The organism is Streptomyces malaysiense (genome assembly GCF_000980885.2).
In the GTDB taxonomy this organism is placed as follows: Bacteria; Actinomycetota; Actinomycetes; order Streptomycetales; family Streptomycetaceae; genus Streptomyces; species Streptomyces malaysiense.
In genome coordinates, this window is the sequence record NZ_LBDA02000036.1 from 46355 (window position 1) to 72553 (window position 26199).

Annotated in this window: 26 protein-coding genes; 11 read left to right on the forward strand and 15 right to left on the reverse strand. The window is 74.1% G+C overall.

Annotated elements, in window-relative coordinates:
- Positions 1 to 6: 6 nt before the first annotated feature.
- Positions 7 to 690 carry an alpha/beta family hydrolase gene (locus tag VT52_RS16460; RefSeq protein WP_046423510.1) on the forward strand — a complete coding sequence of 228 codons (684 nt, stop codon included), beginning with the start codon at positions 7 to 9 and terminating at the stop codon, positions 688 to 690.
- On the opposite strand, the gene VT52_RS16465 is transcribed toward VT52_RS16460, so the two are convergent.
- From VT52_RS16465 to VT52_RS16490, 7 genes are all read right to left on the reverse strand, one after another.
- Positions 660 to 1655, reverse strand: coding sequence for a YihY/virulence factor BrkB family protein (locus VT52_RS16465; protein WP_071387457.1), 996 nt, complete (start codon positions 1653 to 1655; stop codon positions 660 to 662). The genes VT52_RS16460 and VT52_RS16465 overlap by 31 nt on opposite strands.
- Complete coding sequence (locus tag VT52_RS36995; protein WP_046425908.1) at positions 1645 to 2244, reverse strand: hypothetical protein; 600 nt, start codon at positions 2242 to 2244, stop codon at positions 1645 to 1647. Before VT52_RS36995 ends, VT52_RS16465 begins: the two co-directional genes overlap by 11 nt.
- Positions 2244 to 3200 carry a DUF6286 domain-containing Asp23/Gls24 family envelope stress response protein gene (locus tag VT52_RS16475; protein WP_046425910.1) on the reverse strand — a complete coding sequence of 319 codons (957 nt, stop codon included), beginning with the start codon at positions 3198 to 3200 and terminating at the stop codon, positions 2244 to 2246. Before VT52_RS16475 ends, VT52_RS36995 begins: the two co-directional genes overlap by 1 nt.
- Positions 3197 to 3358 (reverse strand): hypothetical protein, encoded by a 162-nt coding sequence (locus tag VT52_RS37995; protein WP_167377707.1) that lies wholly within the window; start codon positions 3356 to 3358, stop codon positions 3197 to 3199. The genes VT52_RS16475 and VT52_RS37995 overlap by 4 nt, the downstream gene beginning before the upstream one ends.
- 74 nt (positions 3359 to 3432) lie before the next feature.
- Positions 3433 to 3936 carry an Asp23/Gls24 family envelope stress response protein gene (locus VT52_RS16480; RefSeq protein ID WP_046425912.1) on the reverse strand — a complete coding sequence of 168 codons (504 nt, stop codon included), beginning with the start codon at positions 3934 to 3936 and terminating at the stop codon, positions 3433 to 3435.
- 155 nt (positions 3937 to 4091) lie between these two features.
- Positions 4092 to 4751, reverse strand: a complete 660-nt coding sequence (locus VT52_RS16485) for a fasciclin domain-containing protein (RefSeq protein ID WP_046425913.1) — start codon at positions 4749 to 4751, stop codon at positions 4092 to 4094.
- A 70-nt stretch (positions 4752 to 4821) separates the two neighbouring features.
- Complete coding sequence (locus VT52_RS16490) at positions 4822 to 6447, reverse strand: molybdopterin-dependent oxidoreductase (RefSeq protein ID WP_046425916.1); 1626 nt, start codon at positions 6445 to 6447, stop codon at positions 4822 to 4824.
- Positions 6448 to 6662: 215 nt separating this feature from the next.
- Between VT52_RS16490 and VT52_RS16495 the strand changes: the two genes are divergently transcribed.
- Genes VT52_RS16495 through VT52_RS16505 form a run of 3 tightly spaced genes read left to right on the forward strand, consistent with a single transcriptional unit; the run spans position 6663 to position 8205 of the window.
- Positions 6663 to 7247, forward strand: coding sequence for an RNA polymerase sigma factor (locus VT52_RS16495; RefSeq protein ID WP_046425919.1), 585 nt, complete (start codon positions 6663 to 6665; stop codon positions 7245 to 7247).
- A complete protein-coding gene (locus tag VT52_RS16500) occupies positions 7244 to 7852 on the forward strand; it encodes a hypothetical protein (RefSeq protein WP_046425921.1) in 609 nt (202 codons plus the stop codon). Before VT52_RS16495 ends, VT52_RS16500 begins: the two co-directional genes overlap by 4 nt.
- A complete protein-coding gene (locus tag VT52_RS16505; RefSeq protein WP_046425924.1) occupies positions 7849 to 8205 on the forward strand; it encodes a hypothetical protein in 357 nt (118 codons plus the stop codon). Before VT52_RS16500 ends, VT52_RS16505 begins: the two co-directional genes overlap by 4 nt.
- 44 nt (positions 8206 to 8249) lie before the next feature.
- On the opposite strand, the gene VT52_RS16510 is transcribed toward VT52_RS16505, so the two are convergent.
- The 3 genes from VT52_RS16510 to VT52_RS16520 all read right to left on the reverse strand — a co-directional run bounded on the left by VT52_RS16510 (position 8250) and on the right by VT52_RS16520 (position 11051).
- Complete coding sequence (locus VT52_RS16510) at positions 8250 to 8981, reverse strand: anti-sigma factor (protein ID WP_046425996.1); 732 nt, start codon at positions 8979 to 8981, stop codon at positions 8250 to 8252.
- Positions 8982 to 9004: 23 nt separating this feature from the next.
- Positions 9005 to 9589, reverse strand: a complete 585-nt coding sequence (locus tag VT52_RS16515) for a sigma-70 family RNA polymerase sigma factor (protein ID WP_046425926.1) — start codon at positions 9587 to 9589, stop codon at positions 9005 to 9007.
- A gap of 229 nt (positions 9590 to 9818) precedes the next feature.
- On the reverse strand, positions 9819 to 11051 hold the full coding sequence (locus VT52_RS16520) for a serpin family protein (protein WP_046425928.1): 1233 nt from the start codon (positions 11049 to 11051) through the stop codon (positions 9819 to 9821).
- 260 nt (positions 11052 to 11311) lie between these two features.
- On the opposite strand from VT52_RS16520, the gene VT52_RS16525 reads away from it, so the two are divergent.
- The 5 genes from VT52_RS16525 to VT52_RS16545 all read left to right on the forward strand — a co-directional run bounded on the left by VT52_RS16525 (position 11312) and on the right by VT52_RS16545 (position 16706).
- Positions 11312 to 12064, forward strand: coding sequence for a GntR family transcriptional regulator (locus VT52_RS16525; protein ID WP_046425930.1), 753 nt, complete (start codon positions 11312 to 11314; stop codon positions 12062 to 12064).
- A 380-nt stretch (positions 12065 to 12444) separates the two neighbouring features.
- Positions 12445 to 12636 carry an SPOR domain-containing protein gene (locus tag VT52_RS16530; RefSeq protein WP_206306532.1) on the forward strand — a complete coding sequence of 64 codons (192 nt, stop codon included), beginning with the start codon at positions 12445 to 12447 and terminating at the stop codon, positions 12634 to 12636.
- 93 nt (positions 12637 to 12729) lie between these two features.
- Positions 12730 to 13140 (forward strand): (deoxy)nucleoside triphosphate pyrophosphohydrolase, encoded by a 411-nt coding sequence (locus VT52_RS16535; RefSeq protein WP_046425932.1) that lies wholly within the window; start codon positions 12730 to 12732, stop codon positions 13138 to 13140.
- 251 nt (positions 13141 to 13391) lie between these two features.
- The gene (locus tag VT52_RS16540; protein WP_046425934.1) at positions 13392 to 13799 is read left to right on the forward strand and encodes an ATP-binding protein; all 408 of its coding nucleotides are present in this window, start codon (positions 13392 to 13394) and stop codon (positions 13797 to 13799) included.
- Between the two features lie 318 nt (positions 13800 to 14117).
- Positions 14118 to 16706 carry a SpoIIE family protein phosphatase gene (locus VT52_RS16545; protein ID WP_046425936.1) on the forward strand — a complete coding sequence of 863 codons (2589 nt, stop codon included), beginning with the start codon at positions 14118 to 14120 and terminating at the stop codon, positions 16704 to 16706.
- A gap of 91 nt (positions 16707 to 16797) precedes the next feature.
- Here VT52_RS16545 and VT52_RS16550 read toward each other — a convergent pair whose 3' ends face one another.
- Entirely contained in the window at positions 16798 to 18474 is a 1677-nt protein-coding gene (locus tag VT52_RS16550) for a hypothetical protein (protein WP_046425938.1), read from the reverse strand.
- Between the two features lie 80 nt (positions 18475 to 18554).
- Between VT52_RS16550 and VT52_RS16555 the strand changes: the two genes are divergently transcribed.
- A complete protein-coding gene (locus tag VT52_RS16555; RefSeq protein WP_046425940.1) occupies positions 18555 to 19781 on the forward strand; it encodes a glycoside hydrolase family 18 protein in 1227 nt (408 codons plus the stop codon).
- Positions 19782 to 19787: 6 nt separating this feature from the next.
- Here the strand turns inward: VT52_RS16555 and VT52_RS16560 are convergent, their stop codons facing one another.
- Genes VT52_RS16560 through VT52_RS16575 form a run of 4 tightly spaced genes read right to left on the reverse strand, consistent with a single transcriptional unit; the run spans position 19788 to position 23685 of the window.
- Positions 19788 to 20558: a succinate dehydrogenase/fumarate reductase iron-sulfur subunit gene (locus tag VT52_RS16560; RefSeq protein ID WP_046425942.1), complete on the reverse strand. Its 771-nt coding sequence runs from the start codon at positions 20556 to 20558 to the stop codon at positions 19788 to 19790.
- Positions 20555 to 22540 carry a fumarate reductase/succinate dehydrogenase flavoprotein subunit gene (locus VT52_RS16565; protein WP_046425944.1) on the reverse strand — a complete coding sequence of 662 codons (1986 nt, stop codon included), beginning with the start codon at positions 22538 to 22540 and terminating at the stop codon, positions 20555 to 20557. Before VT52_RS16565 ends, VT52_RS16560 begins: the two co-directional genes overlap by 4 nt.
- A complete protein-coding gene (locus tag VT52_RS16570; RefSeq protein ID WP_046425946.1) occupies positions 22540 to 23361 on the reverse strand; it encodes a hypothetical protein in 822 nt (273 codons plus the stop codon). Before VT52_RS16570 ends, VT52_RS16565 begins: the two co-directional genes overlap by 1 nt.
- 36 nt (positions 23362 to 23397) lie before the next feature.
- Positions 23398 to 23685, reverse strand: coding sequence for a hypothetical protein (locus VT52_RS16575; RefSeq protein ID WP_046425948.1), 288 nt, complete (start codon positions 23683 to 23685; stop codon positions 23398 to 23400).
- Positions 23686 to 23973: 288 nt separating this feature from the next.
- On the opposite strand from VT52_RS16575, the gene VT52_RS16580 reads away from it, so the two are divergent.
- Positions 23974 to 26094, forward strand: coding sequence for an ABC transporter family substrate-binding protein (locus tag VT52_RS16580; protein ID WP_046425950.1), 2121 nt, complete (start codon positions 23974 to 23976; stop codon positions 26092 to 26094).
- Positions 26095 to 26199 lie beyond the last annotated feature (105 nt).

Genomic DNA, 26199 nt, shown 5'->3' on the forward strand with positions numbered 1-26199 from the left:
GCCACGGTGTCCGCCACCAGCGCGCTCGTGCCGCTTCGGCTCCCGGCCCGTCCCCGGGCTGCCGTACTGGTGCTGCCCGGCGGGCGGGCGCACGGCCTTCGCCCGTCGCGTCCCTGGCACCTCGCCGTCCTGCGGATGCGCCCCTTCCACCGGGCCATCGCGGCCGCGCTGCCCCACGAGGACGTCCTGCTCGCCCAGGTGCGCTACCGGGTCCGAGGGTGGAACGACGGCCGTGCCGACCCGGTGCCGGACACCCTGGAGGCGCTGCGGCGGCTCGGGGAACTCGCCGGGCCCGTGCCCACCGTGCTCGTCGGCCACTCCATGGGAGGCAGGGCTGCCCTGCGCGCCGTCGGCCACCCCCAGGTCCGCGCGCTGCTCGCCCTGGCGCCCTGGTGGCCCCCGGACGAACCGTGGCAGCCCCTGGCGGGACGCCGACTCGTCGTCCTGCACGGCGAACGGGACCGGATCACCGCGCCCGCCGACTCGGCCGGCCTCGTGTGCCGTGCGCGCGGCACCGCGGACCGTTCGGCCATGGCCCTGGTCCGCGGCGGTGACCACGCGATGGTGCGTCGGCACCGGTTCTGGCACGAGACCGCGGCGGCCGTGGTGGCCCACTTCCTCGACCCCGGCACCCGTCCGGACCCCCTGCCGCCGGAGTGCTACGACGCGGGGCCGGCCCCGGTGCTGTGAGCGATGGAGCCCTTCCCCGGTCCCCTCCCCGGTCCCCTCCCCGGTCCCCTCCCCGGTCCCCTCCCCGATCCCTTCACCGTCTCCTTCTCCTTCCCCAGCTCCGCCGTGAACTGCGCCCCGGCCAGCAGCGCCAGGTTGGACAGCCACAGCCAGATCAGGAAGACGACGGCGCCGGCCAGGGAGCCGTAGAGCCTGCTGTACGCGCTCAGGGTGGAGGCGTACAGCGCGAAGCCGGTGGAGACGGCCAGCCACAGCAGGGCGGCCAGGACGCCGCCGGGCAGACTGTGGGCGCGCCGCCGGGCCCCGGCCGGGCCGGTGTGGAAGACGACGACGACCAGGAGCGCCACCAGGCACAGCAGCAGCGGCCAGCGCAGCACGCTCCAGCCCCAGGCCGCCGTGGCGCCGAGCCCCAGCACCCGGCCGAGGTCCTCGGCCAGCGGCCCGGTCAGCAGCAGGGCGAGGGAGCCGGTCACCAGCAGGAACAGCAGCACGAGTGCGGTGAGCACGATGCGGTGGGCCCGGCGCCAGGGAGAACGTCTGTCCTCGACCCGGTGCATGCGGTGCAGGGCGCGGCGGAAGACGGCGAGATAGCTGGAGGCGGACCACAGCGCGCTCACGGTACCGGCCACCAGCAGCGGCCACGCGCCGCTGTCGGCGCCCAGCATCCGGGACAGGACGGCGTGCAGGTCGCCCGCCGACTCGGCGGGCGCGTACGCGGTGACATGGGTGACGAACTCCTGCGCGGTGCCCGGACTGATCAGGCCGAACGCCAGGACCGTCACCAGCAGCGCGGGCAGCACGGAGAGGATGGCGTAGTACGTCAGGGCCGCCGCGTAGTCCGAGATGTCGTCCTTCCAGAGCGACACCGGGGTGCGGCGCAGCGCCGGCCACCAGGTGGCCGGCGGCCGGGCACGCACGACGGGGGAGACGGGGCGGGTGTCCCCGGGGTGCGGGTCAGCGGACATGCGGCACGCGGTGTGATCCGGCGCTGATGCGCAGACGGGTGTGCGCGCTGTACGGCGCGGCGGCCGCCTCGGCCTCGGCGGCCACCGCGCACAGGGCGGGCAGTACCGCCTGCGGGGAGGTGTCCGGCCGGAGCCAGACCCGCAGCCGCACCTCCAGACGGCGCCGGGAGCGGGGCAGGACGCGGGCGCGGCCGCGGGCGACGCCGGGCACGGCGCTCGCGCGGCCGGCCAGCGCCTCCGCCAGCGCCTGTGCCCGGACGGTGCCGCCCGGTGCGGCCAGCGGCAGCTGCCGGGCGGCACCGGAACGGAACTGCGCGAGGAACCAGCACGCGAAGAGCAGGCTCAGCGTGATCGCGGCGGCCGTGACGGAGGGCGTCCACCAGCCCTCGCCGCGCAGCCGGGACAGCCGGTCCGCGTCCAGCAGGACGCGGTGTCCGGCGGCCGGCTCGGGCCACCACGACGGCCACCACGCAGGCGGCCGGTCCTCGGGGTGGACGCCGCCGGTCGCGAGCCACCCGCCCGCGAGCAGGAGCACCAGACCGGTGCAGCCGAGGGCGAACCGGTTGACGGCGGTACGGGACTGCCGCATCAAGCCTCTCCTTCCGGGAGGGCGCCGAGGCCGGGAGCGGCCGGTCGTGGTGCGGTCGCCGCGTCCGGCGCCGGAGGCTGCCGGACGGCCGAGGGGGTGACGCGCACCCGCGGCCTGTGGGGCTGCCGCAGGCCGCAGGACGCCAGTGCTCCGCCGGCCGCGGCGGTGACGTCGGCCCGGACCCCCGCGCGGTCACCGAACAGGAGCCCGGCCCGTACCGAGACCCGGTGGCGGCGGACGCGCACCCGCACCGCGCCGACACCGGCCACCTCGCCCACCGCGTCCCGGACCAGGGCTTCGACGGCCGGGCGGTCCACCGCGACGACGACCCGCGCGGCGTGGGAGCGCACGGTCACTCGTCGGCGCAGTCCCGGGGTGACGGCGAGCACGATCATCCACAGGCCGAGCAGCGCCGCCAGACCACCCCCGACGGCCACCGGCCGGTCGCCAGGACCGTGCTCCGACAGCCAGTGCGCGGCCGCGACCCGCCAGCCGGCCGCCGGGCGGTGCGCGGCGTGCACCATGACCAGGTCCAGGGCGAGGGCGCCGCAGACCGCGGCGGCCAGGGCGGCCTGCGCGGCGGCCGGAACGCGACGCCGGGACCACAGGCGCCTGGGCGTACGGCCGGCGGGGGGAGCCGGACACGTCCCGGCCTCCCCGGTCCCGCCCGCCACGGGGGCGAGCGAGGTCACCCTGATCCGTGCGGCGGGCACGTCGAGGCCGGTCAGCTCCCTTGTGCGCGCCACGACATGTTCCCGCAGCCCGCGGACCGTCTCGGTCAGCGGCGCCGGGTAGGGGAGCGTCACGTCGAGGGCCACCCGGGCCCGATGCCCGTCCACGGACGCCGCCGCCTTCGACGTCCGCCCCGCCAGGGTCTCCTCGGCCGCCCGCTCGGCGATCCTGCGCACGGCCCGGTCCGTGACCGTGGTGGTGCCCCGCTGCGCGGCAGTGGTCATCGGCGGCTCCGCTCGCACGCGTCCCGTACGTCCCGGACGCCGCCGCCCTCGACCCAGCGGCCCGCCGCCCAGCCGAGGCCGCCGAGCGCCGCCACCAGCAGGAACGCGCCGAAGCCGCCGAAATACCCGGCGAACGCCAGGGCCATTCCCGTGATCATCCCTACGAACGGTGCGCGCACGCCCGTCCACCTCCCACCTGGATCCGCTGTCGTCCGCTCACGCGGGGGAACCGCTACTCCACGCGGGCCTCGGCGCCGGCGGAGGGCTCGTCCTCGTCGGGCAGCCGGACGTCGTTGACGGTGATGTTCACCTCGACGACCTCCAGGCCGGTGACCCGTTCCACCGCGGAGATCACGTTCTCCCGCACGTCCCGGGACACGTCGGTGATGGGCACGCCGTACTCCACGACCAGGTCGAGGTCGATGGCCGTCTGCCGTTCGCCCACCTCGACCTTCACCCCGCGCCCCACGTTGGGCCGGCCGCCGGGGACGCGGTCGCGGACGGCGCCGATGGTGCGGGAGAGGCCGCCGCCCATGTCGTACACGCCCGGGATCTCCCGGGCGGCGATGCCCGCCACCTTCACGACGACGAGGTCGGCGATCGACGTCCGGCCGCGGTCCGCGGCCGGCTGGTCCGCTCCGCCGGCGCCGCCGGAGACGGTCGTGGTGCCCTCGGTCCTGCCACCGGTCCGGTGCGCGGGGACCTCCTTGGCGGCTACCGCGGTCTGCGTGGTCATGGTGGTGTCCTTCCTGCCGTGACTCGTCCGTGAGGTGCCTGTACTCGTTTCGACCCGCCGTGGCCGCCGCTGTGACGCGGATGCCCGGAAAAAGTCCGGGGGAACACCGACGGGGGCCGCGACCGCGAAGGTCCCGGCCCCCGTGCGGTGTGCCGTCAGGAGCTCGGCATCAGCACCGTGTCGACGATGTAGACGTTGGCGTTGGCGGTCTTGACGTTGCCGCAGACGACCTTCGAGTCGCCGTCGACGGTGTAGGACTCGCCCGAGCCGGAGGTGGTGAGCTTCGACTTCTCCAGGGTGGCGAAGGAGCCGTGCTCCAGGTCCTTCGGCGTGAGCTTCTTGCCGACGACGTGGTAGGTCAGGATCTTCGTCAGCTGGGCCTTGTCGTTCAGCACCTTGTCCAGCGTCGCCTTCGGGATCTTGGCGAAGGCGTCGTTGGTCGGAGCGAACACGGTGATGTCCCGGGCGTTGTTGAGGGTGTCGACCAGACCGGCCTTCTTCACCGCGCTCACCAGGGTGGACAGGGCCGGGTTGTTGGAGGCGGCGGTGGCGACCGGGTCCTGGGCCATGCCGTCGAAGGAACCGGCACCGCTCGCGGGCACCGCCGAACAGGCGGAACCGAACGGCCGGTCCGCCGCGGCGGTGCTGCCGGAGCCCGTCATGCCGTCGTCCGAGGCGGAGGCGGACGCGGACGCCTTCGACCGGGAATCCGACGTGCCGGAGTCGCTGCCGCTGCCTGAGCAGGCGCTCAGGGCCATCGGCAGGACGGCCGCGGCGGCCACGGTCAGAGCGATGCGGCGGGCAGGGGTGTTCATGGATTTCTCCTGTCATGTCGTGGCAGCGGGTGCTGCCTTCGCGGGGGAAGGGGGAAAGAGGTCTCGGGGGTCAGTCGACGGTGACGACCACGGAGTGCCACCCGCTCGCGCCGTCGGGGATCGTGCGGGCGCGTCTCTCGGTCTGCACCGCGCCCGTGCGGTCGGTGGCCCGGACCGTGAGGGAGTGCCCGCCCCTGGTGGCCTGCCAGGGGAAGGACCACTGGCGCCAGGTGTCGCGGGTGTCCTCGGCGGCGAGCCGTGCCTCCTGCCAGGGGCCGTCGTCGACACGGATCTCGACCCTGTCGACGCCGCGGTGCTGGGCCCAGGCGACACCGGCGACCATGACCGTGCCGGCCTCGGGGCGGGCGAACGGCTTCGGTGTGTCGATCCGCGACCCGGTCTTGACCGGCGCCCGGCGGGCCCAGCCGCGCCTGACCCAGTACGGGTCGTAGGCGTCGAAGGTGGTGAGTTCGATGTCCTGGATCCACTTGCAGGCGGAGACGAACCCGTACAGGCCGGGTACGACCATGCGGACCGGGAAGCCGTGGTCGAAGGGCAGCGGTTCGCCGTTCATGCCGAGCGCGAGCAGGGCGTCGCGGCCGTCCATGACGTCCTCGACCGGGCTGCCGATCGTCATGCCGTCCACGGAGCGGGCCACGAGCTGATCGGCCGGCCCGCCCCGGGAGGGCGGCTTCACCCCGCACTCGGTCAGCAGGTCCGCCAGTCGCACGCCGATCCAGCGGGCGTTGCCCACGTAGGGGCCGCCGACCTCGTTGGAGACGCAGGTGAGGGTGATGTCGCGCTCGATCAGCTCGCGTCCCAGCAGGTCGTCGAAGGAGAGGGTGAGCGGACGGGTGACGCCCCTGCCGTGGACGCGCAGCCGCCAGGTCGTGGCGTCCACCTTCGGCACCACCAGCGCGGTGTCCACCCGGTAGAACGAGCCGTTCGGGGTGAGGAAGGGCACGGCACCGGGAATCCCCGGCCCGACGCCCGGGGGACCGGCGGGTGCGGGTGCGGGGGAGGCGGGCGCCGGCAGGACCAGCCGGTCGCGGGAGGCGACCGCGCCCCGGCCGCTCGAACCGCTCAGGGACCGGCCCAGGACGCCGGCTCCCGTGGAGGCCAGGGCGGCGGCGGAGGCCACGGCGATGAAACCGCGCCGGTCCCAGTCGCCTGCCGGCTCACCGGCCGTCGCGGCCGTCGTGGGCGTCGCGGCCGTCGCGGGCCGACGCCGTTCCAGGCGGCCCGCCAGGACGTACAGCAGGACCGCCCCGACGCCGGCGCCCACGAGTGACGGGAGCGTGTCGGTGAAGCCCCGCGTGTCGGGACGCGTGGCGGCGGCGGCCGCCCCGACCGCGCCGAACACCAGCACCCCGGCCGCTCCGGCGCGCCGGAACCGCAGCACCGCGATTCCCAGCGCCACCGCGAAAAATGCGAGTACCGCGAGAATTCCGAGCTGGAGAACGAATTTGTCGCCGGTGCCGAAATTCCGTACCGCCCAGTCCTTCACCGCGGCCGGAGTGCGGTCGATCGCCGCGCCGCCCACCGCGACCACCGGGCCGGCCTGTGGGCGGACCGCCGTCGACACCAGCTCGGCCACGGCGATCGCGGCGAATCCGCTCACCAGTCCGGCGAGGGCACCCGCGGCGAGCCGGACCGGGCCGGCCGGCCCGCGTGCTTTCTTGTCGTCGTCGGTCACGGGGGGAATCCGATTCCGGACCCGGGTCGGATTGGTCGTCCCCTCGATCGGGTGAATTTTCTTCCGCACCAATCCATGCGCTCTTCGGCTACGGATCAAAAGCAAAACTGACAGCCCGAAAAGGACCCGGCCGCCTTCGTCCCGGCCAAGTGTCGCGTCACAGGCACGGCACGCGCGTGTCCAACCCGAAGAGACCGGACGAGAGGAGCCGCCCAGTGGCGGGGGCCCGCAGACCGACCGCACCACCGGACACCGGGGAGGACACCGGTGACACCCTGCTGGTGGTCCGGGCCGCGGAGGGCGACGAGGATGCCTTCGCGGCGCTCGTGCGAGCCCACGCACCGGCGCTGATCCGGCTGGCCACCCGGCTGCTGGGCACCCCGGCGGAAGCGGAGGACGCGGTGCAGGAAGCTTTCCTGAGCGCATGGCGCCGGCTGCCGGAGTTCCACGGCCAGGCGTCCTTCGGCACCTGGATGTACCGCATCGTCACCAACCGCTGTCTGAACGTCCTGCGGGCCCGCAGACCGGTGGCTCCCCTGGAGTCGGCGGGGGAGGTGCCGGCCGCCGAGCACACCACCTCGCCGGCCCGCATCACCGAGGCCCGCGACGCCGTCCGTGAGCTGCGCGAGGCCCTCGACCTGCTCTCGGCCGAGCAGCGCGCCTGCTGGGTGCTGCGCGAACTGGACGGCCGGTCCTACGAGTTCGTCGCGGACGCGGTCGGCATCAGCCAGGACGCGGTCCGCGCCCGCGTCTTCCGCGCACGCCGCTGTCTGACACGAGCACTGGGGGCCTGGCGATGACCACCCACACCGACCCGCCCGAGGGCGCCCACGCCGACGGGGACGACGAGCGGCTGCCGTGCGGACGGCCGCTGTCCCAGGTCTGGGACGACCGGGAGCGGCGGACGGACACCCCGCACCTGGCCGGCTGCCCGCACTGCCAGGGTGCCGTGCGCGACCTCGAACAGCTGGAGACCGCCGTGCGCGGCCTGCGCGAGGAGACCCGGGAGACGTCCGCGTACGACGCCGAGCCGCTGACCCGTCGGGTCATGGACCTCGTCCGCCTCGAACTGCGGCCCGGCTGCCCGGTGCCCCTGGGCGATCCCGCCGAGGACCTGTGGATCATGGAGACGGTCGCCGCGCGTGCCCTGCGCTCGGCGGCCGAGACGGTCGAGGGGGTCCGCGCGGGTTCCTGCCGCGTCGTGGACGCCGCCGGCGCCGTGGCGGTCCGGCTCGACATCCACGCGCCCGCGAACGCCGGCCTGCGGCAGCTCGCGGAGCGGGTACGGCAGCGGGTGCGGGAGGCCGCCGACCGGGAACTGGGCATGGTCACGGCGTCCGTGGACATCCGCGTCACCGATCTCGTCGACACCCGGGCCGAGGGCCGGGAAGGGGACACCGCATGACCGCGCACACGCCGTCCGCCGCGCAGGCCGGGCTCGTCGAGGACGTCGCCCGGGTCGTGGAGGGCGTGCCGGGCGTCGCCTTCCTGAAGCCCGGACTGGCCGCCCGGCTCCGCTCGGCGCTGTCCCGGCCGGATGCCGGCACCGGCCGGGCGTCGATCGCCGGGGTACGGCTGACACCCGGCCCGGACGGCACCGCCGGCCGGCACGTCGACGTCCAGGTGGTCGTGGTGCGCGGGGTCAGGGCGGTCGACGTGGCCCGTGCCGTGCGTTCCGCGGTCGAGGAGCACTTGGCCGTCCGTTTCCCCGGAGGGCCGGGCTGCCGGGTGACGGTGACGATCAGCGGTCGGGTCTGAGCCGCTGTCCGTACGTCCCTCTCCCGGCCCTGCTCCCGCCCCCCTCAGGCCGGAAAGCCCAGCAGGGCGACCGGCGTGGAGGTGGGCTTCTTCGAGCCGCCGGCCGGTTCCACGGTGACCCCCATGCCCGAGGCCCCGTGGACCGCGCCGCGCAGCAGAACGGCCTGGTCGGTGCGGCCGGGATCCATCAGACCGGCGGAGCGCATGGTGCCGTCGTCGTCGAACCAGAGCTGATAGACCTTGCCCGCGGCGGGGCGGGCCATCCCGGAGACGAGGAACACGGCCCTGTCCCGGTCCCGGGAGACCACGACCGTGCCGGTGGCGCCGCCGCCCAGCGCGGCGGTGCGGGTCCTGGCGTCCGGCGAGGTCAGCACGGCCGCGATCGCCGCGCTGCCGCTCTGCGCGCGGTGCGCCTGGCGCAGGGCGTCCTCGGCCCGCTGATGCTGCCAGACGGTCGTGCCCCCGAGAGCGGCCGCCGCGGCGAGGCAGGCGGCCAGTGCCCACCGGGACAGCAGCAGCCGGGTACGCAGGGAGGCGCGCTCCGTGCGTACCGTCGTCAGCCCGCCCGGCGACTCCTGCCGGACGGACGAGACGCGCCGCAGCACCCGCTCGCGCATGGCCGCCGGAGGCGTCACGGTGGCGGCCAGCCCCAGCCGGGCCGCGGTGGCCGACAACTCGGCGGCCTCCTGCGCACACGGCTCGCAGCCCGCCAGGTGGCGCTCGAACATGACCAGCTCGTCCCCGGACAGGGCGTGCAGGGCGTAGGCCCCGGTCATGCGGTGCAGATCGGACGAGGTCGTCACGCGGTCACCCCCAGGCAGTCGCGCAGGCGGATCAGCCCGTCCCGCAGCCGGGTCTTGGCCGTCCCAAGCGGAAGTGTGAGCGCCTCGGCCACCTGACTGTAGGTCAGCCCGCGGTAGTAGGCGAGCGTGACGGCCTGGCGCTGGATCTCGGTCAGCGTGCGCAGGCACCGCCGCACCTGTTCCCGCTCCAGCCTGGCCTCGACCTGCTCGGTCACCTCGTCGAACTCGGGTGTCCGCGCCAGCAGCGCGGCCTTGTGGTCGCGGGCGGCCGCGGCCTCCACGGAGCGGACCCGGTCCACCGCGCGGCGGTGCGCCAGGGTGAGGATCCAGTTGACCGCCGTCCCGCGGTCGGGCCGGTAACGGGGGGCGGTCCGCCACACCTCCAACAGCACCTCCTGGGCCACCTCCTCCGACTGCGCCTGATCACGCAGCACGGCCCGCACGACCCCCAGGACGGAACCGGCCATGGCGTCGTAGACGGAGGCGAACGCCTCCTCGTCACCCAGAGCCACGCGGCCCACCAGCTCCTCGAAGTCCGGTTCCGACGCAGGATTTCTGCCGATATGCACGGCTTCTTTCACAGGGGCCTCCGCTTTCGAAACATCTCCGGACGTAATCCGGTCCCGATGCGGCCGCGGATTGGTCCCGACGGTGAGGAGACCGTACGCGTCCCGGTGGCGTCAGGGGCGGGCCCACCTGCCGGGGGCGGCGCGGAGCGGGGCGGCCGGTGGGCCTTCGACCGGTACGACCCGGCGGCTCCTCATCGGTGGCGAGCCGCCCGCGCCGGGGCCGGAGGGGTCCTCACGGACGTCACGGGCCGGGGCGCCCCGCGCTGCCCGCGTATCCCTGGGCCGGGTAGGGGGACGGGTCGGTCACCCAGCCGGAGAGCAGGGTCAGCCGGGAGTCGCGGTCGACGGCGAGGAAGGCGAAGGGGCGGTCGAAGGCGACGTGGACGACGGTGGTCTCGTAGCGGTACTGGGGCGGGGGGCCGCCGTACGTCTCGGCCGCGGCCGTCACCGCGGCCGCGCGGAAGCCGAGGGCGCCGAAGCGGGTCACGGCCGACTGGCGGGCCTCCGAGACGGCCAGGGGGTGGGCGCTCACGCCGGGGAAGTGACCGAAGCGGGGGTCCGTCGCGGAGCGGAGGCCGAAGAGGTCGGGCTGGGCCAGCAGATCGTGGTCCGCGCGGACCTCGTACGCCACCGTCCGCACGTCCAGCGAGGTCGGCTCCGGGGTCACGGCCCGCTCCCGTTCCACCCGCAGTCCGGGCCCGACCTCGCCGTACGGCAGGGCGCCGCCGGGCGTGAGCGCGAGCGCGCGCTCCACCACGGCCACGCCCGCGGCGATGACCTGGCCCGGCGTCATGCGCTCCTCGCCGAGGACGAGATGGACGTCGACGCCGTTGTCGCCGGGGACCGTCAGCGCGGTGACGAAGCCGTCCGGGGTGCCCGCCACGCCGACCCGGTCCGGGCGCACGCTCCGCCGGTGCAGTCCGCGCAGGGTGCGGCCCCGCCAGGGGCCCGCCGACGGGGTGAGCGGCTGTTCCGTGAAGGGCTGGCGCCAGGTGGTGTGCAGGGCGAGCGCGCCCGCCAGCACCATCCGGGTCTGCCGGTTCAGGGCCACCGGCATCCGCTCGACCAGTCCGCCGGTGTGCTCGGCCGCCCAGCGGTCCAGCCGTTCCTGCGCGGTGACCAGGTCGTCCCCGAACGAGCCGTGCGCGGCCGCCGGCAGCTTGGCCAGCCACTCCTCGCGCAGCGGCAGTTCCGCTTGCGTCCACAGGCCGAGCGCCGCGTCCAGGCCCGACACCGAACCCAGGGCCGCCGTCAACTCCCGTGCGGTGGCCGCCGCCCGGTCCGCGGGTACGCCGAGCGCGTCGGCCAGCTCCTGCCGGGCGGGACCCGCCGCGCCGTCCGCGAGGAGGGCCAGCAGGGGCCAGACCCCGGCCGCGGAGAAGGCCGTGCCGCCCCGCGCGGTGGCGCCCCACCGCGCGGTGAGTCCGTTCACCGTGCGTACGACGGCGCCGCCGACCCGGCTCTCCACCTTCAATTCCGCCCCCCGTGTCCCGCTTACCTGCGACAAGTCGTAAGAGGCACGGTACCGGGGTTCCCGGACTGCCGTTCGGGCGGCCGGAGTTGTCCGGGGCGCCCGGCAGGTGTGAAGGGGGGCGCGAGCGGGGGAGAAAGTGCTGGGTGGGGGCCTGACCGACCGAAGGTAATCACTTCGAGTGATTCTCTGGCCTTTACTTGCACGGCTCAACCCACGGTTGCCACGCTGTTGCTGTCTGTACAACCTGATGGGAGCGGCCAGTGACATTCGGTGAGCAGCCGGCGTACCTGCGTGTCGCGGGTGATCTCCGCAAGAAGATCGTCGACGGTTCACTGCCGCCCCACACCCGGCTCCCCTCGCAGGCCCGCATCCGCGAGGAGTACGGCGTCTCGGACACCGTCGCCCTGGAGGCCCGCAAGGTCCTGATGGCCGAGGGCCTGGTCGAGGGCCGCTCCGGCTCGGGTACGTATGTGCGCGAACGGCCCGTGCCGCGCCGGGTGTCCCGCTCCGGCTACCGCCCCAGCGGCGGCGCCACGCCGTTCCGGCAGGAGCAGGCCGACGCCGCGGTGCGCGGCACCTGGGAGTCCAGCAGCCGGCAGGCCGAGGCCGGTGCCGCGATCGCCGAGCGGCTCGGGATCGAGATCGGCGAGCGGGTGATGCGCACCAAGTACCTGTTCCGTGAGGCCGGTGAGCCGATGATGCTCTCCACCTCCTGGGAGCCCCTCGCCGTCACCGGCCGCACCCCGGTGATGCTGCCCGAGGAGGGGCCGCTCGGCGGGATGGGCGTGGTCGAGCGCATGGCGGCCATCGACGTGATCGTGGACAACGTCACCGAGGAGGTCGGCGCCCGCCCCGGCCTGGCCGAGGAACTGCACATCCTCGGGGGCGTCCCCGGCCATGTGGTGCTGGTCGTCCAGCGCACGTACTACGCCTCCGGGCGCCCGGTGGAGACCGCGGACGTGGTCGTTCCGGCGGACCGCTACCGGGTGGCGTACCACCTGCCGGTGCGGTGAGGGCCGTGCGCCGCGCACGGGTAGCGGAGTGAGCTAGCGCACACCGTTACCTCGCGCGGGAGGCGGACGCGCCGGTGGCGGGGTTCCGCGCGTCGTGCGGCCCGCGCCGTGGTCCCGGTGTTTTCGCAGGTGGGCGCCGATCCCCAGGCAATGCGTCCGGCTGTCGCGCCCAGGGCGCACTCGTTCTTGTGCGCCCCCGCCGGTCTGACTGGTTGCGTACCTCTTTGTGAAAAGGCGTATTCGCTGAGTAAAGGTTGGGCGTACGCTCGGGCATATGCGTAGTGCGGTTTCCTTAGGCGGGGCCCGACAGGGGCCCGGGGCGGGATGGGGGTCCCGTGGTGCCGGAAAGGGTGAAGGGCGCGATGGGGGCGGAGCGGACCATGAGTGAGGGCACGGCTTCCCTGCCCTGGATCGTCATACGGCAGGACGACAACGGCAACCGTTACCGGGTCGGCCGGTACGCGACCCAGGCCGAGGCGCAGAAGATCGCCGACAGCTTCGAGGATGGGGGGCACAAGCAGCTCTACATGGTCGAGCGCCTCGCGCAGAACGGGGACGGCGGGCGCGGCTGACCGGCCGCGTTCGCACCGGGCGGGCGGCCGTCGCGGCCGACCGGTGCCGAGGCGCGCCCCGGCGCCTCCCGTAGGCTCCGCTCCATGACGCCCATGACGGAACGCACGGTGGTGGTCGGCGCCGCCCTGCTCGACGGCGGCCGCCTGCTCGCCGCGCGCCGCAGCGCGCCCGCCGACCTGGCCGGACGCTGGGAGCTGCCCGGCGGCAAGGTCGAGCACGGGGAGCGGCCCGAGGACGCCCTGGTGCGCGAACTGCGCGAGGAACTCGGCGTGGACGCCGAGACCGTGGAGCGGGTGCCCGGCGAGTGGCCCCTGCGGGAGCCGTACGTCCTGTGGGTGTGGACCGCCCGGCTGCGCCCCGGTTCACCCGCGCCCCGGCCCCTCCAGGACCACGACGAGCTGTGCTGGTTGACCCCGGCGCGGCTGTGGGACGTGCCGTGGCTGGAGCAGGACGTGCCGGCGGTGCGGGAGGTCGGGGGGCGGATGGGGGCCGGGGCGCGCTGAGGTCCGGCACGTTCCGTGCCTTCCGGCGGGCGGCGTTCCGCGGTGTGCGGCGGTCGTGCGCCGGCCGTCCCCTCGCGCGGCCGTCCGGTGCCCCGTCGGACGCGTCCGCGCGGTGCCGCGGTCCGGTTCCGCCCTCCCGGCCCCGGGTACGCCGTTCGACCCACACTGCGACGATCCGGGCGGTATTGGCCATCACTTATGGGGTATGGGCCAATTAACCCCACGAAACCGGACAGCTTGCGGCCTGGGAAGTGATCGGCGTGATCGACACCGATGGCGACTGCGCCGAGTGGACCTTTCCCGCGGAACCGGGCGCCGTACGGACCGCCCGGACCGCGGTCCGCGGCCAGTTGCACGGCTGGGACCTCGACTGTGTCGCCGACCTCGCCGCGCTGCTGGTGAGCGAGCTGGTCACCAACGCGCTGCGCTACGCCACCGGCCCCATCGGCGTACGGCTCGTACGGCCGGTCGGTGCCCATGACTCACTGCTGGTGGAGGTCTCCGACCCGCTCCCCGATCCGCCGCGCGAGCGGGTCGCCCGGCCCGAGGACGAGAGCGGGCGCGGACTCCAACTGCTCGCGGGGTCCTCGCGTCGCTGGGGCACCCGGCCCGGCGCGAGCGGAAAGACCGTCTGGTTCGAGCTGGCCGTGCCCGGATGACGGTGCCGGGGGCGCATCGGGGTGGCGCGGGGGTGTCCGGGGTGAGGCAGGGGCGCCCGAGGGGGCGGAGGGGGTGTACGTCGACCGTCGTGCGGTTCACCGTGTGACCCCGGCTCGCGGACGGGCCCGGAGTGTGTGATTCGAGGCCGTGTTCCCTGGTTAGAAGAGTGGAAGTGTTGTCGCGGAGCGGTCCGAAAAACGTCTGGACCGAGCTGTGATCGTGAACACCGTGTCGCGTGGCGCCGTAGTGCTGGATACTGCGGGCAGCCGCCCCCGGTGACTGGTGCCGGGCGCGGTGAGCTGGAGGGGACGGTTCGCGTGAGCGAGATACCAGCGAAGGCCACGGAGTCCGAGGACCCGTCGGACGGCGCGAGGGACCAGACCGCCGCGGGTGCGGCGGCGGCCGGTGGCGCCCTGTGGCAGACCAGTCCGCCCGGCTCCATGTACGACTACATAAAGGTGGCCTCCTTCTCCATCGGCCCCGGCGGCCTGGTGGACCAGTGGAGCCTGCGTGCCGAGCAGCTCTTCGGCATTCCGGCCGCGCGCGCCGTCGGCATGGATCCCATCGAGGCGTTCATAGACCCCGACCTGCGGGAACAGGGCCAGCGCAAGATGGCGGAGATCCTCGACGGGCGCGAGTGGACCGGAGTCGTGCCCTTCCGGACGCCGGACCCGCCGGAGGGCGGGCGCGGCACGGACGGCCTGGCCGAGGTCTATGTGATGCCGACCCGGACCGCCGAGGGCGAGAAGGCCGCCGTCTGCATCGTCGTGGACGTGCGCACCCTGCGCACGATCGAGACCGATCTCGCCGCGTCCCAGGCGATATTCGGACAATCCCCCTTCGGTTTCCTGCTGCTCGACTTCGACCTGCGGGTGCGCCGCGTCAACCAGCGGTTCGCCAATGTCTTCGGCGGCAGCCCGGAAGACCACCGGGGCAAGGGCGTGTTCGACTATCTGCCGCGCGGCGAGGCCGAGCGGGTGTCGGCGACGCTGCGGCGGGTGCTGCAGAGCGGCGATCCCATCACCGACATGCACGTCACCGGGCATGTCCCGGGGGCCGAGGAGCGCCGTCACTGGTCGGTCAACCTCTATCGCGTGCACAGCGGCAGCGGCCGGCCCATCGGCGTGGCCTGGCTCGCCACCGACGTCACCTCCCGTCGCGCCGCCGCCCGGGAGGCGGCCGCGGCCCGGCGCAACCTGGCGCTGCTCAACGAGGCCGGGGCGCGGATCGGCAACTCGCTCGACCTGGAGACCACGGCGCGCGAACTCCTCGACGTAGTCGTCCCCGGATTCTGCGACCTCGCCACCGTCGACCTCTACCAGGGGCTGCTGACCGGCGACGAGACCCCGCCCGGGATGGCCGACGGCAGCGCCGAGCTGCGCCGGGTCGCCATCGCCAGCGCGGTCGCGGACGCGCCCGTGGGCCGGGTCACCGAGACCGTCAAGGTCGGTGCGGTCCACCACTTCCCCTTCAACTCCCCCTGCGCGGACGCCCTGCGCACCGCGCGGCCGCGGGCGGTGCCGGCCGAGGAGGGGAGCCTCGTGCAGTCCACGCTCGCCGTGCCGATGGTCGCGCACGACACGGTGGTGGGGCTGGTGCGGTTCGCACGCACCAAGGGCAGCGAGCCGTTCGGGGAACGGGACCGGGACCTCGCGGTGGAGCTGGCCGCGCGGGCCGCGGTCTGCATCGACAACGCGCGGCTGTACCGCCGGGAGCACGAGCGGGCGCTGATCCTCCAGCGCTCGCTGCTGCCGCCGGGCGACCCCGAGGCGTCCGGGCTGGACATCGCCTGCCGCTACCTGCCCGGCAACGCGGCGACCGAGGTCGGCGGTGACTGGTTCGACGTCATCGAACTGCCCGGCCACCGTACGGCGTTGGTGGTGGGCGACGTGATGGGCCGTGGGCTGCGGGCGGCGGTCGCGATGGGCGAACTGCGGACCGCCGTACGGACGCTGGCGCTGCTCGACCTCGAACCCGCCGAGGTGCTCTCCGCGTTGGACGAGATCGCGCGGGGGCTCGGCACGCCGGGGGGCGTGCAGCAGGCGACCCGTACGGCGCGCCAGCCCAGGGACGCGGACCTGTCGGAGGTGTACCTCGCGACGTGCGTGTACGCCGTGTACGACTCGGTGACCCGGCGGTGCACGTTCGCCAACGCCGGGCATCTGCCGCCGGTGCTGGTCGAACCCGGTGAGCCCGCGCTGATGCTGGACGTGCCGCCCGGGATGCCGCTCGGAGTGGGCGGCGAGCCCTTCGAGGAGGTGGAGGTCGAACTCCCCGAGGGCGCGCTGCTCGCGCTGTACACGGACGGTCTGGTGGAGTCCCGGGACCATCCGCTGGACGAGGGGCTGCACGCGTTCGTCGGCGCGCTCACCGATCCGGCGCAGCCGCTGGAGGACGTGTGCGACCACGTGCTCAACACCCTCGACACGCACCACGGCGAGGACGACATCGCGCTGCTGATGGCCCGGGTGCAGGGCCTGCCGGCGGAGTCCGTCGGCGACTGGACGCTGCCGCGGGAGCCGCGCAGTGTGGGACGGGCGCGGGAGTACGCCCGTACGCAACTGCTCGGATGGGGGCTGGAGACGCTGGTCGACACGACGGAGCTGCTGGTCAGCGAGCTGGTCACCAACGCGCTGCGGTACGGCGAGGGCGAGATCAGACTGCGGCTGCTGCTGGACCGGACGCTGGTGTGCGAGGTGTGGGACGGCGGGCTCGTGCAGCCCCGGCGCCGGCGGGCCCGGGACACCGACGAGGGCGGGCGGGGCCTGCAGCTGGTGCAGTTGCTCAGCGCGGCGTGGGGATCCCGGCGTACGCCCCGGGGGAAGACGGTGTGGTTCGAGTTGCCGCTGCCGGGGGCGGAGGCGGTCCTCACGGACCCGGCGGAGGCGCTGCTGAGCCTGTTCTGACGGCTCCCTCCCGCCCGCCCGCCGTACCCGGCCGGCTGGGCGGCTCCCGCGTCCCCGGCGCACGGCTCCGGGAGGATCCCGGCGGGCGGCCTCACGCGGGCGCGCGCAGGTGTCTTCGCCCCCGTGTCGCCGGGCCGCCGAACGCGGCCGGGGGGCCGCCGTCGGGGTCCTCGGCGAGGAGGACGCCGCCGAGGACGGCGCCGGGAAGGCCGGCCGTGGTGGCGTCGGGACAGGGGGTGCCGTGGGCGCGGACGTCGCGTTCGGCGAGGTCGCGGGCCTCGCGGGCGGCGGTGTCGGCCTCGAAGGCGGTACTGGTGCCGGCGGTCAGGGTGCGCGCCGCCTCCGCCAGCAGGGCGCGGGCCCGCGGGCCGACGGCGCCGCGGTGCACCGTGACGAAGTCGTCGGCCGAGTCCAGCGCGGTGCGGGCGACGAGGAGCGCGGCCGTGTCCAGGACACCGGAGCGGCCCACCTCCAGGCGGTCGACGGCGCGGGTGATCCGGCGCAGGGCGTCCAGCGGGTCGTACGGGAGGGCGCCGGTCAACTCGTCCCGTACAGCGGCCAGTACGCCGTCCGCGTGGGCCAGCCGGGCGTTCAGCTCGCCGGTGGCCAGGGGGACGCGGGAACGCCCGTGCCGGGCCGCCGTCAGCTCGGCCTCCGCACCGGTCAGCGCCGCCGGTACCAGTGCCGCGGCCTCCCGCAGCCGGGCGGTGAGCCGTTCCACGCCGGTCACCAGGACCTCGGCCTGGGCCACGGCGCCCTCGGCGGCGCGCAGGCTCCGGGCCGCCCCGTCGCCCTCGCCCGCGTCGATGGACCGGCGGGTCGCGCCGAGGTGTGCGGTGGCGAACAGGAGCCGGTCCTCGGCCTGTTCGACCGAGCCGGTGACCGGGTCCGTGGCCGGGGCCGCGTACCGCTCGCGCAGCGCGGCCAGGGTTCCGTGGGCCGCCACGGTGCGCACCGCCAGCCCCCGGACCCTGCCCTCCGCCACGTCCAGTGCCGCGCCGGCCCCCGGTCCCTCCAGCCCCCGCACCTGGTCCAGGGCCGCGGCCTCCGCGTCCAGCCGCCGTCCCGCCTCCGCGCACCGCCCGACCACCCCGGCCAGCGCCTGCCGCCGCGCCCCCGCTTCCCCGGGCGATCCCTGTTCGTAGCGCCGCCAGACCGCGAACGCCGCCGCCAACTCGGCCTCGGCGCCGCCCAGGGCACGGACGAAGGCCGCGGTCGCCGCCTCCGCTCCGTGCCCTTCTCCTGCCGTGCCCGTCTTCGCACCGGCTCCCGCCGCCCCGGCCGCCGGTGCCGCTGCGGTCCGCGTCCCGCCCTTGCCCATCCCGAACCTCTCCCGCACGAAGCCCAGTTCCTCGCGGCTCGTCCGTACGCAGTCGTCGGCCAGGACCAGCGCGATCCGGGCCTGGCGTTCCGCGTCGGCGAGGGTGGAGGGCGCCGGGCGTCCCGGCAGCGGCTTCCCCGGCGTCGTACGGGTCCGGGCGCGGCGGACGCGGCGCAGCCAGCCGTAGGCCGCCAGCACCGCCGCCGCGGCCACGGCGACGAGCGGGACCACGTAGTCCGCCGCGGAGGCGCCGCCCGCGCCCGGTGCCGCCGCCTCGGCCGGCGTTCCGGGAGGGACGGCGGGAACCGGACGGCGCGCGGCCACCGTCATCAACGGCAACATCAGCCACCCCGCCCCCACCAGGGCACCCAGCACGGCATGCGTCACCCGCACCCGTATGTGCGCCTTGGCACACCGGGGGCGGCCCCGGAACAGGGAGGACGTCACATTTCGGAGCGTATGGGGGAGCGGACCGCACCGCGAGCGGGGCGGATACGGGTGGGGGACCAGACGGACAGGGGGACGCAATGGACGCGGAATCCGAGCCGGAGAAGGTTCCGGGGACCGATCCGACGACTTCGACCGGTCCGACGGCCTCGAACGATCCGGCAGCCGGGACCGACCCCGCACCCGGGACCGACCCCGCACCCGGGACCGACCCCGCAGCCGGGACCGTCCCCGCACCCGGGACCGATCCGGCACCCCTGCCCCCGGAACCCCTCGCCGAGGACCGCCCCCGCCGCCCACGCCGTCTCCTCCGCCGCACCCTCACCGCCCTCTCCCTGACCCTTCTCCTCCTCGTGCTCGCCCTCCTCACCGCCGAGGGCGCCCTCCGCGTCGACTACTCCGGCGACCCCGCTCCGGGCACCCGTACCCGCGACCGGGACGCGCTCTGGCTGGGGCACGCCTGGGTGGACGGGCGGAAGACGCAGGCCGATGTCGAGGCGCTGGCACGGCGGTTGCGGGGGACCGGGGTCAGGGATCTGTACGTGCACTCCGGACCCCTGGAGGACGACGGGACGCTGCCCGACACCGAGTACCCCGACGCGCGCCGGCTGATCGGCGCCCTGCACAAGGAGCTGCCCGGTGTCCGGGTGCAGGCATGGCTCGGGGACGTGCTCGCGAGCGAGGGTCCCGAGGGGATGCGCCTGGAGCGCCCGGCGACCCGGTCCGCGATCCTCGCCTCCACCCGGCGGGTCCTCGCCGCCGGCTTCCAGGGCGTCCACTTCGACCTGGAGCCCCTGCACTCCGGCGACCGCGACTATCTGGGCCTCCTCGACGACCTGCGCGCCCTCACCCGAGCCCGCCACGCGCTGCTCTCCGTCGCCGCCCACCAGATCGACCCCCTGCCGGGATTCCACTCCTTCTGGGGCGCGACCACCGGCCACCCCAAGTGGTGGTCGCAGGCGTACTTCGGGCAGGTGGCCCGCCGGGTGGACCAGATCGCCGTGATGTCGTACGACACCATGCAGCCGCTGCCGAGCCTGTACGGCGGCTACGTCGCCCAGCAGACCAGCCTCGCCCTGGAGGTGACCCCGAAGTCCACCCACCTCCTCATGGGCCTGCCCTTCTACCACGAGAACCGGTTCGGGCACCGGGCCCGCGCGGAGACCGTCCCGGCCGCGGTACGGGGCGTACGCCTCGGGCTGTCCCGCACGGATGCCCGCCGCGCCCGCTTCGGTGTGGCCCTGTACGTCGACTTCGCAGCCACGGAAGCGGACTGGCGGGCGTACCGGGAGGGATGGGTGGGGTGAGCGGCGCTAGGAGGAGCGCCTTTTGATCTTCGAGCCCAGCCACACCAGCGGGTCGTACCGGCGGTCCACGACCCGTTCCTTCAGCGGGATCAGGGCGTTGTCCGTGATCCGGATGCCTTCCGGGCAGACCTCGGTGCAGCACTTGGTGATGTTGCAGTAGCCGAGGCCGTGTTCGTCCTGGGCGGTGCGCCTGCGGTCCAGCCCGGACCGCTCGGCCGCGTCCAGCGGGTGCATGTCCAGTTCCGCGACGCGCATCAGGAAGCGCGGGCCCGCGAACGCCCGCTTGTTCTCCTCGTGGTCGCGGACCACATGGCAGGTGTCCTGGCACAGGAAGCACTCGATGCACTTGCGGAACTCCTGCGAGCGGTCCACGTCCCGCTGGAACATCCGGTACTCGCCGGGGGCCAGCTCCGGGGGCGGCACGAACGCCGGGATCCCCCGCGCCTTCTCGTAGTTGAAGCTCACGTCCGTCACCAGGTCCCGGATCACCGGGAAGGCGCGCAGCGGGGTGATCGTGACGGTCTCCGCGCGGTCGAAGACCGACATCCGGGTCATGCACATCAGCCGGGGGCGGCCGTTGACCTCTGCCGAGCACGAACCGCACTTGCCCGCCTTGCAGTTCCAGCGCACCGCCAGATCCGGGGCCTGGGTCGCCTGGAGCCGGTGGACGATGTCGAGGACCACCTCGCCCTCGTTGACCGCGACCGTGAAGTCCCGCAGCTCGCCGCCGTGTTCGTCGCCCCGCCACACTCTGAATCGGGCCTCGTAGCCGCTCATTCGGACAGCTCCTCTTCCAGCTCCTCGTCGGTGAGGTACTTGGCCAACTCCTCCTTCTCGAAAAGGGCGAGCAGATCGGGGCGGATCGGGGGAGTGGTCTCCCTGGTCAGACGGATCCGGCCGGCGGCCGGATCGGTCAGTGCGCAGAGCAGGTTGACGTTGCGCCACTCCCGCTCCATCGCCGGGCAGTCCTCCCGGGTATGGCCCCCGCGCGACTCCGTACGCTCCCGTGCCGCCCGTGCCACGCACTCGCTGACCAGCAGCATGTTCCGCAGGTCCAGTGCGAGATGCCAGCCGGGATTGAACTGCCGGTGACCCTCGACGCCGGCCCGGCCCGCGCGCTCGCGCAGTTCGGCGAGCCTGGTCAGGGCCTGCTCCATCTCGCCCGCGCGCCGGATGATGCCGACCAGGTCGTTCATGGTCTGCTGGAGATCCTGGTGCAGGGTGTACGGGTTCTCCGGGCCGCCCCCGACGTCCCCGGCCGTCCCGACGTCCCCGGCCGTCCCGGCGCCCTCGGCCGTCCCGACGTCCCCGGCGGCCCCACCCTCGGCCCCGCGGGAGAACGGGCGCAGCGCCTCCGCCGAGGCCGCGCCGATCTGGTCGTCGTCCACGCGCGGCCGCTCGCTCGCGAGCGAGCGCGCGTACTCGGCCGCGTGCCATCCCGCGCGCCGCCCGAACACCAGCAGGTCGGAGAGGGAGTTGCCGCCGAGCCGGTTGGAGCCGTGCATGCCGCCCGCCACCTCGCCGGCCGCGTACAGCCCCGGCACCCCGCGGGCCGCCGCCGTGTCGGAGTCGACGGCGACACCGCCCATCACGTAGTGGCAGGTCGGCCCGACCTCCATCGGCTCGGTCGTGATGTCGACGTCCGCCAGCTCCTTGAACTGGTGGTACATGGACGGCAGCCGGCGCCGGATCACCTCCGCCGGCATCCGCGTGGAGACGTCCAGGAAGACCCCGCCGTGCGGGGAGCCGCGGCCCGCCTTCACCTCGGCGTTGATGGCGCGGGCGACCTCGTCGCGGGGGAGCAGTTCGGGCGGGCGGCGGTGGTGCTCGGGGTCGTCGTACCAGCCGTCGGCCTCCTGCTCCGACTCGGCGTACTTCTCCTTGAACACGTCCGGGACGTAGTCGAACATGAACCGCCGGCCCCCGGAGTCGCGCAGCACCCCGCCGTCGCCGCGCACCGACTCGGTGACGAGGATGCCCTTGACCGACGGCGGCCAGACCATGCCGGTCGGATGGAACTGCACGAACTCCATGTTCAGCAGCGGCGCCCCGGCGAGCAGCGCCAGCGCGTGGCCGTCGCCGGTGTACTCCCAGGAGTTGGACGTCACCTTGAAGGACTTGCCGATGCCGCCGGTCGCGAGCACCACGGCGGGGGCCTGGAGGACGAAGAACCGGCCGGTCTCGCGGTCGTAGGCGAAGACGCCGCAGACGCGGGAGCCGTCCTTCAGCACCCGGGTGACGGTGCACTCCTGGTAGACCTTCAGACCGGACTCGTGGTCCCCGGTCCGCGCGTGGTCCTCCTGCTGCAGCGCGACGATCCGCTGCTGGAGGGTGCGGATCAGTTCGAGCCCGGTGCGGTCGCCGACATGGGCGAGGCGCGGGTACTCGTGGCCGCCGAAGTTGCGCTGGGATATCCGGCCGTCCTCCGTGCGGTCGAACAGCGCGCCCCAGGTCTCCAGTTCCCACACCCGCTGCGGTGCCTCCCGGGCGTGCAGCTCGGCCATCCGCCACTGGTTGAGGAACTTGCCGCCGCGCAGGGTGTCCCGGAAGTGCGTCTGCCAGGTGTCGTGCTCGTTGGCGTTGGCCATCGCCGCCGCGATGCCGCCCTCGGCCATCACCGTGTGCGCCTTGCCGAACAGGGACTTGCAGATCACCGCCGTACGGGCGCCCCGCTCGCGCGCCTCGATCGCGGCCCGCAGCCCGGCGCCCCCGGCCCCGACCACGACGACGTCCCACTCCTGGCGGTCCACCACGGGCATCAGAAGAACCTCGGATCGTCGAAGACACCGGACGCGAGCAGATAGACGTAGAGGTCGGCGAGCGCAACGCCGAGCAGCGACGCCCACGCCAGCTGCATGTGCCGGGCGTTGAGCCGGCCCACGAAGCGCCAGGCCCGGTAGCGCACCGGGTGCCGGGAGAAGTGCTTGAGCTGGCCGCCGACGATGTGCCGGCAGGAGTGGCAGGAGAGGGTGTACGACCAGATCAGCGCGATGTTGGCCAGGAAGACCAGGGTGCCGAGGCCCATGTGGCCCCACTGGTGGTGCGCGTCGCGGAAGGTCAGGGCGGTGTCGTAGGTCAGCACGCCCGCGACGAGCAGGGCCGCGTAGAAGAAGTAGCGGTGGAGGTTCTGGAGGATCAGCGGGAACCGGGTCTCGCCGGTGTACCCGCGGTGCGGTTCGGCCACCGCGCAGGCGGGCGGGGAAGCCCAGAAGCCGCGGTAGTACGCCTTGCGGTAGTAGTAGCAGGTCAGCCGGAAGCCCAGCGGGAAGACCAGGATGATCACGGCGGGGGAGATGCCCCACCAGCTCCCGAGGAGGTCCGCGTTGGGACCGCCGCGCATGGACTGGCAGTCGTGCGCCAGGCAGGGGGAGTAGAACGGCGAGACGTACGGCGACGCGTAGTAGTCGGCGTTCGCGAAGGCCCGCCAGGTCGAGTAGACGACGAAGGCCAGCAGACCGGCCGCCGTGCCGGCGGGCGCCAGCCACCAGCGGTCGGTCCGTAAGTGGGCGGCGGTGATCGCGGCGCGCCCGGGGGCACGCACGCCGCCGACGTTGTGTCGGTGTTCCGTACCAGTGGCCAAGACAGCGCTCCGCTCGGCTCGGGGAACAGGGGCGTATCAGGGGGCGTGCCGGTCACGGGCGCCCAGGCCCTCGTCGTCCGAGTCCGTCCACAGGCTGATGTCGTACGGCGTGTCGGAGATGGTGACGAGGTCGGGCCGGGTGGCCGGGCCCTGGGTGGCGGCGGCCTCGCGCAGCAGCGCCACGCTCTCGCGCAGATGGTCGGCGTCCAGCCGGGCCCGGCGCATCTCCGGGCCGCCACCGAGTTGCCGCTCCAGCCGCCCCAGCGACCGCCGCAGGTCGTCGAGGCTGCGCTGGACCATGGTCAGGTCGTCGTGCACGGACATGATGTGCCCTCACTTCCGCGGATGCTGCGGGTCCCGGGCGGCATTGCTCATGCGCCTGAGAGTGTCGCGCGTCACACCCCGCGCTGTGAAGGGATCTGCGCCGATTGGACAGGCGTGCGGGCGCTCGGCCCGGTGTGTTTGCGCCGCACGGGTGGGCTTGCCGCCCGTCGCCGCCGTGTCGCTCGCGGTCGGCGGATCCTTTCCTCTTCAGTAGCCGCATAGATCTGATCAGCTCCAAATACCGCCAAACGTGATCATATCGCTCCCGGCTTCCCGGAGGTAGCAGAGATGTCCCACCACGGCGTCGGCCTGCGCGCGGTCCTGCGCTCGGCCGCCTTCCTCACCGCGGGCGCCCTCGCCGTACCGCTGATCGCGGGCTGCGGCTCGGACGACGACGTGGCCAAGCCCCTCGCCGCCCAGGACATCGCACTGGTCGCCCGCAGCCAGGTGGCCGACGGCGGCACCCTGAAATGGGCCGTGGACGACCTCCCGGAGACGCTGAACACCTACCAGGCCGACGCGGACACCGGGACCACTCGCGTCGCCCAGGCCACGCTGCCCTCGATGTTCCGGATGGACGCCACCGGCCGGCCGGCCGTCAACCCCGCCTACCTGGAGTCCGCCAAGGTCATCGAGACCGAGCCGCGACAGGTGGTGCTGTACAAGCTGAACCAGCAGGCCGTGTGGAGCGACGGCCGGGAGATCGGCGCCGCCGACTTCGTCGCCCAGTGGCGCGCCCTGTCCGGCAAGGACAGCGCCTACTGGACCGCGCGCAACGCCGGGTACGACCGCATCGAGAAGATCGAGCGCGGCGCCAACGACCTCCAGGTCCGGGTCACCTTCTCCCGCCCCTACGCCGACTGGAAGTCGCTCTTCTCGCCGCTGTACCCGAAGGACGTCATGGGCACCCCGGACGCCTTCAACGACGGTGCCCGCCGCAAGCTGGCCGTCAGCGCGGGTCCCTTCAAGGTGGACAAGGTCGACACCATCGCCCAGGACATCGTCCTCACCCGCAACCCCCGCTGGTGGGGCAAGCCGGCGAAGCTCGACCAGATCGTGCTGCACACCGTGCCGCGCGACAAGCGGGTCGGCGCGCTCGCCGACGGCACCGCGGACCTCGCCGACCTCGACCCGGCCGACGCCGAACGGATCGGGCTCGCCGCGAGCGGCAAGGGCGGCTCCTCCCCGCTCCGGGGCGGTGGCAGGACGTCCCTGTCGACGCTGCGCTCCTGGGCGCGCGCGCACGGGCTCGACCCCGCCGACGTCAAGGCGGGCCGCACCGAGCTCGCCAAGGCGATCACCGAGTACCTGGCCCAGCAGACGGCCCTCAAGTCCTACGGCGTCCGCAAGTCCCTGGAGCCCTCCTACACCCAGCTCGCCCTGAACGGCGCCTCCGGGCCGCTCGCCGACGAGCGGGTCCGCCGGGCCGTCGCGCGCGCCCTGGACCGCAAGGAGATCGCCCGCCTGGTGCTCACCCCGCTGGGGCTGCCCGCCGTACCCGTCGGCAGCCATCTCGCGCTGTCCGGGCAGCCGGCGTACGCCGACGACAGCGGGGCGCTGGGCGCGCAGGACACCAAGGCGGCGCAGGCGCTGCTCGCGGACGCCGGCTGGGTGGCCGGCGGCCCGGTCAAGGAGGAGAAGAAGGGGCAGAAGGCGGCGGGACCGCAGAGCGACCAGGAGGAGAAGTCGGACGGCGGCCACGACGGCGAGTACATCGTCGGCGAGGACAACAAGGGCGACGCCGGCGGCAAGCACCTCGCGGAGGAGGGCCGGCACGGAGGAGCGGCGGGCGCCTACGCCCCCAAGGGCACGGCGGCGCCGGCCGGGGCCAAGGCAGGGCCGCTCGCCAAGGACGGCAAGGCGCTCACCCTCCGCTTCGTGCTGCCCTCCGGGCCCGGCTCGGACACGCTGAACACCGTCGCCACGCGGATCTCGGCGATGCTGGACCGGATCGGGATCGTCACGACGATCACCAAGGTGTCCGACGAGAGCTACTTCAAGGACCACATCGCCGCGGGTGACTTCGATCTCGCGCTGTACTCCTGGCCGTCCTCCGCCTTCCCCGCGACGGACGCCCGGCCGATCTACGCCAAGCCGCTGCCCGGCGCGGACGGCTCGGTGAACGTCGAGCAGAACTACACGCGGGTCGGCACCGACAAGGTCGACCAGCTCTTCGAGCAGGCGGCGACGACGCTGGACGAGGGTGAGGAGAAGTCCCTGATCCGGGAGGCCGACACCCGTATCTGGGCCGCCGCCGGCTCGATCCCGCTCTACCAGCGCCCGCAGCTGGTGGGGGCTCGGAAGAACCTGGTCAACGCGGGGGCGTTCGGCTTCCAGACACCGGTGTACGAGGACATGGGATTCCTGAAGAAGGGGGCCAGGGTCTCGGCGAGCCCGTCCCAGGGCTGAGGGGGGACGGAGGCCCTGCGGAGGACGGCCCGGCCGGGGCCACGTACCATGGGGTGAGGCCGTGGCGTGTCAAGCCCGGCAGGCCCGCGTCACGGACGTACGCAG